Source organism: Carboxydocella thermautotrophica (assembly GCA_003054495.1).
Taxonomy (GTDB): domain Bacteria; phylum Bacillota.
Genome location: CP028514.1, coordinates 44,736 through 57,703, shown reverse-complemented (window position 1 = coordinate 57,703; position 12,968 = coordinate 44,736). Strand labels below are relative to the sequence as shown.

Genomic DNA, 12,968 nt, shown 5'->3' with positions numbered 1-12,968 from the left:
ACCTCCCGGTGGGAGTATAACTCCGCCTCCCGCGTCCTGTTAGGACGCCTACCGGTTTCTCCGACACCGGCTAAACGGGGTCACCGTACGGACAGGGCCAATAACTTCAGGTCAGGCCAGACGGAGTTATACGCCTCCTGCTCACTCTGGGCAAGCCCGTTATGCACAGGAAGCCTCTCCTCCAGCCGCCTCAAGCAGGCCCTGACCCTACGGGTCATCCCTTTTCCTTCCTCAGGTCTATCAGGATTAACCTTCCGGGTCAGGTTTTGCTTGATTTGCGATACCAGTTGCCTGAGTTCTTCAGTCACCCGTTCCCTGAACCCCATTGCCCGGCGACCTGTAACCAGTGCCGCCGCGCAATGCACCGGAACGGCGTAACGTTTCATATACTTCCAGTAACCTATGGTAGAAGTATGCCGGGGTGATACTAACTTGAAAGGCACCCCTTCTTTCACCGCTCTCCGATACATTGCTCCTACCATTTTCGCAAATGGAAAATTGGAAGCCATGCGGTTAAACTTTTTATTAGTGTCCAGTCTGTCTTTGCCAAAGTTCAGGTTTTCTAAAACAATGGGTTTGCCTGAAAAGAAAGCTATATCTACCACTACTCTGGCTAAAACGCCTATCAGGTAGCTACGCCGGAAGCTGGAAGCATGGGCTAAGTCTGGTATTCTGATATAAAGAAAGCCGTTCGGGTAAGGGATAACCTGAAACTCTCCTTCGTATTTGCCCAGGTTGCCGGGAGAAGGAATATTTAAACCCTCCGCCCACGGTTCCGGCTGGCCGGAAGCGCTAACGTTACACAGGGCTACCCCATCAGGGTTTGTGTCTATAGCCAGACAACCTTTAGCAAAGTCCGGTTCCTGCACCCTGACCACTTCAAATGTCAAATGTACCAAGCAGCGTCCTTCCAGGGTGCGGATCAGTTCTACCGCATAGGGTAACTTCATGGCCAGCCATATCTGCACCAGTTCCTGTTGGGGTTGCCTCCCTTGCTCTCGTCTCCCCAGGAGTAGAGGCGATTCCTGCGGGCGTGCCGCCATTTTTCACGGGCGGCCCGGCCCTGGCAGACCTTTTCCCACAGCCTTCTGCCCCCAAAGACTACCTCTGGTATTGTCCCCTTCTCCCGGTAATCCTTCAGTTCAGCCAGCCTTTTTGCCAGTGAAACCACCCGATTGTTCCGCCCCTTGACTGTCAGGCTGAGTTTCTTCCTGGCCCGGCCCAGTTTCTTTTCTGTTTCTTCATTTTCTAACTTCAGCAGTTCTGTTTGGGAGTCCAGCAGGGCCTGTGCTTTAAGTCTGGCATCATCCGTATAGCGGGAGTTCAGCCCGAAAAGTTCTTGTCCTGACTTCTTGATTTCATGGCGGGAAGCACCTTCCAGGAGCCGGTTAAAGGCCCACCGCATACAGGCACAGAAGAGACGCATCTCCGTAGTCAGCGGGTCTTCTTCGCCCCGGCTCCACTTCGAAGACCGGTGAGCCGGGTAAATCTCTGGAAAAAACTCCCCGCACACAGTTATGCTAATTTGTTCTTCTCGTGTTTCTCTGGCATTCCTGATCAACTCCCGAAAACCCTGCCGGACTTTGTTGCTTCTCCAATGGATAATATTCCATGCTTTTATAATAGTAAAATAGTTAGGTACAATCAATTATAGTATAGTTTTCTGAAGCTGTTGCATACCTCCCTTGCTCTCCCTCATTATATACAACCAGAGCCAGCAGAAGCAAGTAACCCCCTGCCAGTGGGCAGAGGGTCACTTTATTATGATGCCGCAGTGGTAGTCGCTTGTTTGGCTGGTACGGATTCAACCACTTCCACTTCTACGTCCTCGACCTGCATCCTGGGTGCAATCACTGCGGCAATAATAGTATCGGGATCCTGGGCAATCTGGCAACCAGGCGGAACAGGGATATCCTTGACCCGGATCATTCCGCCTATTTTCAGGTGACTGATGTCAATGGTGATTTCCGCCGGAATATCCTGGGGCAAACATTCCACTTCCAGCTGGCGAACATTAAACTGAATAATGCCCCCGGCCTTTACCCCCTGGGCTTCTCCCACCAGGTGCACCGGTACCTGGGCATGAACTTTGCGGTTTGTTTCCACCTTTTGCAAATCCACATGCAGGAGCTCTTCCGTAACAGGATCCCACTGCACTTCCTTGATCAAAGCGTCAATAGGGCCCGTAGGCAAGCCGGAATCCAGTCTCAGCAAGCGGGTACGGCCGCCCGGACTGTTGAGCAGTTGCCGCAATTGTACTTTATCCACTGCGACCAAAATACTGCCATCAATACCATTACCATATACAACTCCCGGCACCCAGCCGGACCGGCGCAGGCGGCGATTATGCCCTTTTCCGTCTCTCTCCCGAATTCGGGCTGTCAGATTTTGACCAGTCAATGACTACACCTCCAAAAAAAATAATACCAGCACCATTTGTTTGTGCTGGTATTATGCCCGTTTTAGATAAGTATTATACCTAGTCGAACAGCATACTCACTGACAGGTCCTCATGAACGCGCAAAATGGCTTCACCCAGAAGCGGCGCAACTGACAGGACCTTGATTTTGTTGCTGCGTTTTTCCTCTGAGAGGGGAATGGTATTGGTTACCACCAGTTCCTTGATGGGAGAGTTTTCAATGCGGGAGATAGCGGGACCGGATAAGACCGGATGGGTACAGCAGGCATAAACCTCTTTCGCCCCCCGCTCAATCAAGGCCTGGGCACCCAGGGTGATAGTCCCGGCGGTGTCGATGATATCATCGATCATGATCACTGTCTTGCCTTCGATATCGCCTATGATGTTCATTATCTCTGCTACATTCGGTTCCGGCCGCCGTTTGTCAATAATGGCAATGGCACTGCCCAGCCGGTCAGCCAGAGCCCGGGCCCGGGTTACTCCGCCCAGGTCAGGGCTGACAACAATAGCGTTCTCCAGGTTCTTGTTGCGGAAATATTCGGCCAGGATGGGAACCCCGGGCAAGTGGTCCACCGGAATGTCAAAAAAGCCCTGAATCTGACCAGCATGTAAATCCATGGTCATTACCCGACGAGCTCCCCCGACGGTAATCAGGTTAGCCACCAGCTTGGCAGTAATGGGATCCCGGCCCCGGGCTTTTCGATCCTGCCGGGCATAACCGTAATAAGGAATAACGGCAGTAATGCGGCGAGCAGAAGCCCGACGCAGGGCATCAATCATAATCAGCAGTTCCATCAAATGGTCATTGGCCGGGCTACAGGTGGGCTGAATGACAAATACATCCGCCCCCCGTACGCTCTCATTGATTTTGACCACGATTTCGCCATCACTAAAGCGGGAAACCTGAGCTTGTCCCAGATTAACCCCCAGATATTCGGCGATTTCCGCTGCCAACGCCGGGTTGGCATTACCGGTAAAAATTTTCATCTGGCGCACACCCATGATTTATGCTTTACCTCCTTCGATTGCTTCGCGCCGAGCTTTAGCCCAGCCTTCCCGGTTTTTTTGCGGCGCCCGGGCCACCCCCAGGGCATCAGCCGGTACATCCTTAACAATAGTGGAACCAGCGGCAACCAGGCTCCCGGCGCCAATAGTTACCGGTGCGACCAGGTTGCTGTTGCTGCCAATAAAGGCGCCATCGCCAATAATGGTTTTTGATTTTTTGTAACCATCATAATTGCAGGTGATGGTGCCAGCCCCGATATTAACCCCGGAGCCAATCTCCGCATCTCCTATATAACTGAGATGGGGCACTTTGCTGCCCTGGCCAATCACTGCATTTTTAATTTCCACAAAATCGCCCACCTTGACCCCGGCCGCCAGGTGGGTACCAGGGCGCAAGTAAGCAAAGGGCCCGATAGTACAGTCATTGCCGATCTCCGCCTGCAAAACCACGCTGAACTGGATCTCCACCCCATCTCCAATCTGGCTGTCCATAATTTTGGTATCAGGACCGATCTGGCAGCCAGCTCCGATAGTGGTTTTGCCTGTCAAGTGGGTATTGGGGTAAATGACGGTATCAGCGCCGATTTTGACCTCCGCCTCTATATAAGTAGTGGCCGGGTCAAGAATGGTTACTCCTGCCAGCATCTGCTGCCGGTTAATGCGTTCCCGGAACAGCCGGTTGGCTTCTGCCAGGGCCACCCGGTCATTGATACCCATCACCTCTGTATCATCTGACAGCTGCCAGGCCGCTACCTTTTGCCCTTGCTGCCGGAAAATAGCCAGCACATCCGTTAAATAATACTCCCCCTGGGCATTGTTGGGGGTGATTTGCTGCAGGGCGGCAAAGAGGGCCTGCGCCTGGAAGCAATATGTACCGGAGTTGACTTCCCTGATGGCTTTCTGCTCCGGGGTAGCATCCTTTTCCTCCACGATGGCTGCCACCTGGCCCTGTTCATCCCGGATAATCCGGCCATAACCTGTCGGATTTGCCAGCGTCATGGTCAGTACCGTAGCCACTGCCTCTTGCTGGCGATGGTACTGGGCCAGAGCCGCCAGGGTTTCACCGCGCAACAAAGGGGTATCTCCACACACAACCAGAATATCTCCCTCAAAATCCCGCAATACAGTCTCTGCCTGCATGACAGCATGACCTGTACCCAGTTGTTCTTTCTGTTCTACATATACCTGCTCCGGCCCTAAAGTGGCCTGCACCTGTTCTGCTCCATGCCCGATAACCAGCACCACCGGTTGCGCTCCGGCAGTACGGCAAGCTGCCATGACATGGCTGACCATCGGTTGGCCCCCGACCGGATGTAATACTTTGGGCAGCCGGGACTTCATCCTTGTCCCTTTTCCTGCTGCCAGGATGACTGCTGCCAGCCCTTCCAAAAAAGACGCCTCCTTTATATGAGCTATCCATTTGTTATTATGCCTAACTTTTTGTATATTCAACAGCTTTCCCTTAATTCCTGCCCTTTTGTCGAGAAAAATGGAATTTTAAATAAAGAAGGAATCCCTTCATTTTTGTCGATTCGGTATCTGTGTTATCAATTTTCATGCAACTTCATCTCTCCAAAATATAAACACCCCGCTGACGCGGGGTGTTGCTGTTTAAGCACTGACCTGTTCCTCTACCATTGCCTGTTGATAGGCGTCCAGAACCACCTGGGAAATCAGCTGCCGGAAATCTGAAGTTATAGGATGGGCGATGTCACGGTAATGCCCCTCAGAAGTCTTGCGGCTGGGCATCGCCACGAATAAGCCCTTTTGACCCTCCACCACTTTGATGTCATGGACAACGAAGACATTGGACAGGGTGACAGAGGCAATTGCTTTCAGTTTTCCTTCCGGGCTCAGTTTCCGAATCCGTACATCGGTAATATTAAGCATAGTCTCACCACCTTCCTGGTTGCCTACTAGATATTATTTTCCAATACAGGTTATTTTATTCTCTCCATCCCAAAAAAATCCTGCTTATTTGTGCTAAAAGTTTCATACAAATTCTTACACAATTATTCACATAAGGCTATTACCTCAATCTCAATATCGACATCTTTCGGCAGGCGGGCTACCTCTACCAGGGAGCGGGCCGGCGGATTGGCAGTAAAGTATGTAGCGTAGATTTCATTAATGGTGGCAAACTGATTCATATCCTTAATAAATACCGTTGCTTTTACCACCTTATCCAGAGAGCTGCCGGCAGCTTCCAGTAGACCCTTAATGTTATCCAGCACCCGGCGGGTCTGGGTTTGGATATCCCCGGTAACCAGCTGGCCAGTGACGGGATCAATGGGAATCTGACCGGAACAGAATAGCAAATTGCCCACCTTGACCGCCTGGGAATAGGGTCCGATGGCCTGGGGTGCTGCGGTAGTAGAAATAATTTCTTTTGTCATTGCTCGTTCCTCCTTTAACTAACTATTTCCACTTGATAGTGGTTATTCTGCAGTATCGCCAGAATTTCCCCAATATGTTGATTATCCTGGGTTTCCAGTTCCAGTATCACTTCCGCCTGGGTATAGGTTAAAGTCGGACGGGTACGATCATGGGTAATGGAGATGACATTGGCCCTGGTACCAGCGATCAGCTCCAGCAATTTTTGCAAGCTGCCGGGCTTATCCACCAGAATGGTGCGAAAGCGCAAACGGCGGCCAGCTTTGCTGAGACCGCGGTTAATAATGGTCGCCACCATGTTCACATCAATATTGCCACCGGAAAGGACAATCACTGTCCGACCGCTGAAAGGCAGCTTGCCTGCCAGCAGCGCCGCCACTCCTACTGCCCCGGCCCCTTCTACGATGGTTTTGCCCCGTTCCAGCAGCATGAGGATAGCCTGGGCAATTTCCTCATCCGTAACGGTCACAATCTCATCCACCAGGTCATTGATAATCTGAAAAGTTAGTTGTCCCGGTTTTTTAACTGCAATCCCATCGGCAATGGTATCCACCTGAATGGTCTCCTGCCAGCTGCCGGCCCGTTTGGACAGGTACATAGCCGGAGCTCCGGCCGCCTGAATCCCGATCACTTTAATGCGGGGATTGCGACCTTTGATAGCTGTAGCCAGTCCGGCCACCAGCCCCCCGCCGCCGATAGGGGCTACCACCACTTCCGGTTCAATCTCCTCTAGAATCTCCAGGCCGATGGTCCCCTGCCCCGCTATGACTTCCGGGTCATCAAAGGCATGAACGAAAGTGGCTCCGGTTTGTTCCTGAATCTCTTTGGCCTTCTGGTAAGCCTCATCATAGGAAATTCCGCTCAACACTACTCTGGCCCCATAACTGCGGGTAGCGGATACCTTGCTGAGAGGAGCTCCCTCCGGCATGACAATGGTAGCCGGAATGCCTGCAGCACTGGCCCCGTATGCTACTCCCTGGGCGTGGTTCCCTGCTGAGGCGGCTATTACCCCTTTGGCCTTATCTTCAGGGGACAGGGTTAAAATCCTGTTATATGCGCCCCGCAATTTAAAAGAACCGGTTTTTTGCAGATTCTCATGTTTTAACCAGACTTCCCGACCACTCAGACGGCTGAAGGTAGTGGACAGGTCCAGGGGAGTGCGGTGAGCAACCCCTTGAAGGCGGACTGCCGCCTGCTCAATCATGGTCAAATCTACAATTGCCACAGACCTTCCTCCTCTGCCAGCGGCTGGGTTACCCAGGCCGCTGGCCGGATTTCCACCTGTTTCTTTTCCTCATCAATATTTACCAGCTCCAGCAGGGAGAAATAGTCTCCTACCAGTTTCTGTTCCGGCTCCACAGTAGCGATCAGGACGCCGGTTCCTACTACTTCCGCTTCAAATTCCTGGAGCAGTTCTTTCATGCCCCGGGCCGTACCCCCGGCTTTCATGAAATCATCAATGATCAGGACCCTGGCCTGCCGGGGCAAACTGCGCCGGGCCAGGGCCATGGTCTGAATGCGTCGGGTGGAACCGGAAACATAGTTGATACTCACCGATGACCCTTCGGTAACTTTGCTGTCATCCCGGGCGATGACCAGAGGCACCCCCAGAGCCCTGGCGGTCATCATAGCCAGGGGTATGCCTTTGGTTTCCACGGTCAGGACATATTCCGGCGGCTGGTAGACATAACGAGAAGCGAAGATCTGGCCGATCCAGCCGGCGATTTCCGGATCATAGATAATATCATTCATATACAAAAATCCGCCCGGAATGATGCGTTCCGGCTCCTGTAACCTCTGACAGAGCTCTTTCGCCAGTTTGGCCCGTTTTTCCGCCCCGATTAAAGGCAAAAAACGAACCCCACCGGCTGCTCCCGCTACAGTTTCCACTATCCCCAGCTGTAACCGGGCTATAGTTTCCTTGATCAGCCCAATATCCTCACTGAGGCTGGATTTGGCTACTCCCAGTTCATCAGCAAAATAGGTCAGGGGAAAGAGATGATGGGGTCGATTGAGCAGTTCCTGTACGATAATAATTGTTCTGGCACTGCGTTTAATTTTCACGGGAATCACTCTCCCATTTCCCGAATATTTTATCCATTTGAGGCAAAAAAATTTCATTTTTCCATCATTATAATAAAAAAAACATCCTCTGTCCATGAGGATGTTTAGAAATATTGGCCCTTTTCCAGCCAGAGCCAGTCTTCCTCCTTATCCAGGTCCAGGGCAATTTCCGGATGGGGACAAATCACCGCCTGACCGGAAAACCCTGTCAGTTGCTGGAGCTTGCGGGCAATATCGGCAATGGTCAGGGTTTGCCGCCACCAGCGCCACAGAAAAGTGGGCCCCAGCAATCGTGCCAGGCGCCAGGGCTGCTTGCGGGCGGAAATAAAGCGTTCCAGCAAATCCATGCAGTTATCCATTACCCCGGCCCGAATCAAAAAAACATTGCCTCCGGTAAAAGTGCCTTCAGCCAGACGGACATATGTCCGTCTTACCCCGGGATAAAGGCGGTCATTGTCCTCCTGGCGAACAATAGGATAATAGGCATCATGTTCCCCCTGGCAATCGGTAAGAAATTCCTGCAAATGCCGGGGGGACAACAAAGGCATATCTCCTGAGAGGAGCAGGATATATTCCCGGTTACCCACTCCTCGCCGCCGTAGGGCTTCCCAGCCAATTTGCAGGGATTGAGAAAGATTTTCGCCTCCCTGTACCCAGGCTATCCCCGGGGGCAGGGGCCAGGGCGACTGGGCCACCGGTCCCACAACCAGTGCCTCTTTGACCACCTGGGCTGACCAGAGGCATTCAATAATGCGCTTTAACATGGGCTCCTGGCCTAACGGACGTAAACATTTAGCATCACCGCCCAAAACCAGGGCACGCATTAGCCTTTCGCCCCTTCCTCCTCCATTTTGCGCATCATGTTCAGCATGGTGTTTTCCGCATTTTCGATATGTTCGCGAGCCAGTTGCTGGGCCAGTTCTACATTCCGTTCTGAAATGGCTTCCACGATTTTGCGGTGTTCCTCCAGGGCCACCCGCATCCGACCGGGATGGGACAGAGAAGTCATGCGGAAACGCTGGATCTGTTCCCGCAGGTTGCTGACAATCTGCACCAGCCGTTCATTGCGGCTGGCCCGGTAGAGAATATCATGGAAATCGGTATCAGCGGAAATCAGGGAAGTCAGGTCATCCGCTTCTGTCGATTCCGCTACCTTAACCAGACTGCGCTCTAACGCTTCCAGTTCTTCTTCGGTTATGCGCTCTGCCGCCAGGCCGGCAGCCAGACTCTCCAGCGCGGCCCGCACTTCAAAGACATCAGCAATATCCTTCAGGGAAATGCCAGCTACATAGGCCCCTTTCCGGGGTACCATTACTACAAAGCCTTCCAGTTCCAGCTTGCGGATGGCCTCCCGTACCGGTGTCCGGCTCACTCCCATTTCCTCGGCTAACTGAATTTCCATCAGCCGTTCCCCGGGTTTCAGGGTACCATTGATAATGGCTTCCCGCAGGGATTCAAAAACGATTTCCCTTAAAGGTTTGTAACTATCCAGTTTGACCGGGATTAATCTTCTTTCCATGGAACTATCCCCCTCTCCTGCTCCATTTTACTACATTTGCTCCTCTCCCGGCAATGGCAGGGGCAAACCGGTTTTTGTCCTGATTACCTGTCCGGCCTCCTGCCAGCGTTGAGCCAGTTCCTGATCCTGAGCTTCATCATTGATTAAAGCAAACAGCGTTGGGCCGCTGCCTGACATCAACACTCCAGGACATCCTGCCCTGCAGGCCGCTTCCTTTAGCTCTTTTAAGTCGGGAGCAAGGGCCAGAGTGATCTGTTCCAGGTCATTGGCCAGATGCCGGGCCACCTCCTGCCAGTTTCCGGTCCTTACAGCTGCCAGCATCCGTTCCGTTTGCCCCTGCTGACTTCGGCCCATTCGGGCATAAAGCCCGTAAATCTCTGCCGTAGATACTCCATAAGGTGGTTTTAACAGCAGCAGGGAATGCTGCGGCAGTGCCGGTAAGGGCTGAATCTGTTCTCCTCTGCCGGTGGCCAGGGCCGTTCCACCATAGAGGCAAAAAGGCACATCCGACCCCAGGCGAGCCCCCAGTTCGGCCAGCTTCTCCCTGGACCAGTTCAGGTTCCAGAGCTGATTCAGGGCCCGCAAAACCCCTGCCGCATCGGTGGACCCTCCGGCCAGGCCGGCCGCCACCGGGATGCGCTTCTCTACCAGGATTTCCGCCCCCAGTTTGACCCCACTGACTTCCTGCAGGAGCCAGGCCGCCCGCCAGGCCAGGTTAGTTTCATTCCATGCTACCTCCGGGTGATTTCCCTCCAGAAAGATTTTGCCATCTGAACGCAAACGACAGGTAATGGTATCTGCCAGTTCCAGGGACTGCATCACCATGGCTACTTCATGGTAGCCGTCGGGACGCCGGCCCTTGATTTCCAGAGTTAAATTGATTTTGGCCGGTGCTAATAGCGTAATCTCCATGTCCTACCTTCCTCTAATTTGCAGTTTCCCTTTCATCATAACATATTTATGGTATTCTGCCAATCGCACCGGCCTGGCTCCCAGTTCCTGCAAAAGTTTGACGAGCGGAGCCAGTTTTTCATAGAAAACCACCACCGTCTCGCCGGGAACAGCAGTAAGCAGAGCCTGCTTTACAGCCTCCAGTTCAGGCAAAATCACCTGTATATCCTGCGGGGAAAGCACTGTCCGCAAACCCTGACAGAGCAAAGCTGCCATTTCCCCCGGCTGCCGCCCCCGTAAATTGCTGTCCTCCTTGACTATGGCTCTATGTAAATATTTGCCCGCCACCATCCCGGCCCGGATAATATCCTGATTACGCCGGTCCCCCGGCATGCCAATCACAGCAGTTATAGGGCCAAAGCCCCCGGCTTGCAAGGCACTCAACACCCGGTCAAAACCGGCGGCATTGTGACCATAGTCCACCAGGACCTGGATTTTGCCCAGCTGCCAGAGGTTAAAACGGCCGGGATTGGTTTCCGGGTCACAGCTGAATGTACGTAAACCCCGGGCAATCAATTCCGGTTTGAGACCATAGGCCAGGGCCGCTCCCGCTGCTGCCAGCATATTCTCCAGGTTATGTAAAGCCAGCCCTCCCCAGGCTGCCGGCAGTTCCTTCACCTTTACCAGGGGCAGACACTGGTCCCCCTGAACCCAGAGTACCCAACCCTGCCGTACCAGTAATCCCTGTCCACCTAAGGCCAGATGCCGGGCCAGCCAGGGATTTTCCGCCCTGGTTGTGTACAGGAACAGCTGGCCCTGAAAGCGAGGCCCCATACTGAGTAACTGGGGATCATCAGCATTGAGGATTATCCAGCCCTGCCGGGAAACCACTTCCCCTACCAGAGCCTTAACATCTGCCAGTTCCGCCAGGGAATTGATCCCATCCTGGCCCAGGTGATCCCCGCTGAGATTGGTGTATACCGCCACATCACAATAGCTAAAGCCCAATCCCTGTCGCAGAATGCCACCTCTGGCAGTTTCCAGGACCGCTGCCTCCACCAGAGGATGTTGCAGGATTTCTCTGGCACTGAGAGGTCCACTCATATCCCCGGCCCGAATCAATTGCTTATCAAAATATATGCCATCAGAAGTAGTATATCCCACCTTCTTGCCTGCCAGAGCCAGCAAATGGGCCAGACAGCGCACCACCGTGGTTTTGCCATTAGTACCGGTAACCGCAAAGAGGGGAAGCTTTTGCGAGGGCTGAAGATCTAACCGTGTTATAATCCAATCTGCTATCTCCTTACCTCTCTTTCCGTTCAGATGCATCCGCAATCCGGGAGCAGCATTGATTTCCAGTATACCCTGCTGTTGATCAGCAGGCATGGGGGAATGCAAATCTTCAGCCAGAAAATCCACCCCACAGACATTCAGTCCACTGAGGCGAGCTGCCAGTTCCAGCTGTTTTTTTAATTCAGGGCCAACTTCTTCCGTAACGTCAACAGCTTCTCCGCCACCGGATAGATTGGCCTGAAAGCGCAAGTTCACTTCAGCCCCGGCCGGCAATACCTGCTCCAGAGTATATCCCTGACTGGTCAGACAGCGCAGTACTTCCGCATCAATTTCCACCCGGGTCAATTCCCGGCCATGGCCCTGACCGCGGCGCGGGTCTCTATTCAGTTCCTCGATCAGTTCCCTGATGGTTCGCTGCCCATCCCCTTTGACCCGTGGAGGCAAACGCTCAGCCACCGCTACCAGTTGACCATCCACCAGCAGGGCCCTGAAGTTACGCCCCCTGCCTTCCTTCTCCAGCAACCAGCTGCCTTCCTTCCCTTTCTGCCACCAGCATTCCGCCAGTTCTGCCCCATTCTGAAGATGACAATATACCTTTTTGCCCTGATGCCCAAAATTGTCTTTCAAAACTACCGGATAACCCAGCTGTTCTGCCCGCACCCAGGCTTCTTCCAGGGTTCTGACCGGATAACCGGGCAGTACCGGCAGGCCCTGTCGCTGTAAAATTTCTTTGGTGAGAGCTTTATCCTGAACCAGATCGGCAGAAAGACAAGAGGTATTTTCCAGCAGACTACCTGCCAGCCGCCGGGCATAACGGCCATAACCGATTTGCCAGATGCCTCCACCCAGCTCCATTACTGGCTGTCCCTGACGACGGGCCGCCTGTAACAAGGCCAGGGTCGATGGTCCCGGTCCGAAGCGGTCATAAACCGCTCCCAAATCCGCCAGCACTGTGGACAGATGCGGTACCGGCTTTCCAGTATACCAGAACCGCACCAGTTTTACCGCCCAGGCCAGAGCTGCCAACCCCACCTGAGGTACAAGGCATTCGACGATGATATCAACCAATCCTTCCACTCTCTCCTCGGTACGGCCAAAATAGACATCCTGTCCTAGCTGAACCTGCAGTTCCAGCGCGATATGTTCAATAATATGGCCGGGATATGTTCCTTCTCTCAGCCGTTCGGCAAAGCCGCCGGCATAGCCCCGGGAACAGTGGTGTTCCATAAGACCGGGAAGGTAAGCAAGGATGAGGGCTGCCAAACCAGGAATCCGATCGGAAGGGAGATTATGCTCCGGCGGAATCCGGATAGTGCCCTTCACCACCGGCCGAAAGCAATAAATATTTTTTTCCTCATAACATTGACTGCGGATAATTTTCAT

The 12,968-nt window shown here is 53.2% G+C and carries 13 protein-coding genes; all 13 read right to left on the bottom strand.

Features of this window, described 5'->3' with window-relative positions:
- Nucleotides 1-80 precede the first annotated feature (80 nt).
- Complete coding sequence (locus CTH_RS14315) at nucleotides 81-968, bottom strand: IS200/IS605 family accessory protein TnpB-related protein (RefSeq protein WP_318262707.1); 888 nt, start codon at nucleotides 966-968, stop codon at nucleotides 81-83.
- Nucleotides 947-1,561 carry a hypothetical protein gene (locus CTH_RS14310; RefSeq protein WP_318262706.1) on the bottom strand — a complete coding sequence of 205 codons (615 nt, stop codon included), beginning with the start codon at nucleotides 1,559-1,561 and terminating at the stop codon, nucleotides 947-949. The genes CTH_RS14315 and CTH_RS14310 overlap by 22 nt, the downstream gene beginning before the upstream one ends.
- 200 nt (nucleotides 1,562-1,761) lie before the next feature.
- Nucleotides 1,762-2,400 (bottom strand): 50S ribosomal protein L25, encoded by a 639-nt coding sequence (locus tag CTH_RS00275; RefSeq protein ID WP_078665721.1) that lies wholly within the window; start codon nucleotides 2,398-2,400, stop codon nucleotides 1,762-1,764.
- Nucleotides 2,401-2,479: 79 nt separating this feature from the next.
- Nucleotides 2,480-3,421, bottom strand: a complete 942-nt coding sequence (locus CTH_RS00270) for a ribose-phosphate pyrophosphokinase (protein WP_078665722.1) — start codon at nucleotides 3,419-3,421, stop codon at nucleotides 2,480-2,482.
- A 3-nt stretch (nucleotides 3,422-3,424) separates the two neighbouring features.
- Nucleotides 3,425-4,813, bottom strand: a complete 1,389-nt coding sequence (gene glmU / locus CTH_RS00265) for a bifunctional UDP-N-acetylglucosamine diphosphorylase/glucosamine-1-phosphate N-acetyltransferase GlmU (protein WP_107752668.1) — start codon at nucleotides 4,811-4,813, stop codon at nucleotides 3,425-3,427.
- 222 nt (nucleotides 4,814-5,035) lie between these two features.
- Nucleotides 5,036-5,314: a septation regulator SpoVG gene (spoVG, locus tag CTH_RS00260; protein WP_078665724.1), complete on the bottom strand. Its 279-nt coding sequence runs from the start codon at nucleotides 5,312-5,314 to the stop codon at nucleotides 5,036-5,038.
- Nucleotides 5,315-5,436: 122 nt separating this feature from the next.
- Entirely contained in the window at nucleotides 5,437-5,820 is a 384-nt protein-coding gene (locus CTH_RS00255) for a RidA family protein (RefSeq protein WP_079908046.1), read from the bottom strand.
- A 14-nt stretch (nucleotides 5,821-5,834) separates the two neighbouring features.
- Nucleotides 5,835-7,022, bottom strand: coding sequence for a threonine ammonia-lyase (gene ilvA / locus CTH_RS00250; protein WP_107754224.1), 1,188 nt, complete (start codon nucleotides 7,020-7,022; stop codon nucleotides 5,835-5,837).
- Between the two features lie 8 nt (nucleotides 7,023-7,030).
- A complete protein-coding gene (gene purR, locus CTH_RS00245) occupies nucleotides 7,031-7,882 on the bottom strand; it encodes a pur operon repressor (RefSeq protein ID WP_242952056.1) in 852 nt (283 codons plus the stop codon).
- A gap of 104 nt (nucleotides 7,883-7,986) precedes the next feature.
- Nucleotides 7,987-8,706, bottom strand: coding sequence for an NTP transferase domain-containing protein (locus CTH_RS00240; protein WP_078665726.1), 720 nt, complete (start codon nucleotides 8,704-8,706; stop codon nucleotides 7,987-7,989).
- Nucleotides 8,706-9,401, bottom strand: a complete 696-nt coding sequence (locus CTH_RS00235) for a GntR family transcriptional regulator (protein WP_078665727.1) — start codon at nucleotides 9,399-9,401, stop codon at nucleotides 8,706-8,708. The genes CTH_RS00240 and CTH_RS00235 overlap by 1 nt, the downstream gene beginning before the upstream one ends.
- Before the next feature lie 30 nt (nucleotides 9,402-9,431).
- Entirely contained in the window at nucleotides 9,432-10,313 is an 882-nt protein-coding gene (ispE, locus tag CTH_RS00230) for a 4-(cytidine 5'-diphospho)-2-C-methyl-D-erythritol kinase (RefSeq protein WP_078665728.1), read from the bottom strand.
- A 3-nt stretch (nucleotides 10,314-10,316) separates the two neighbouring features.
- Nucleotides 10,317-12,968, bottom strand: coding sequence for a cyanophycin synthetase (cphA, locus tag CTH_RS00225; RefSeq protein WP_078665729.1), 2,652 nt, complete (start codon nucleotides 12,966-12,968; stop codon nucleotides 10,317-10,319).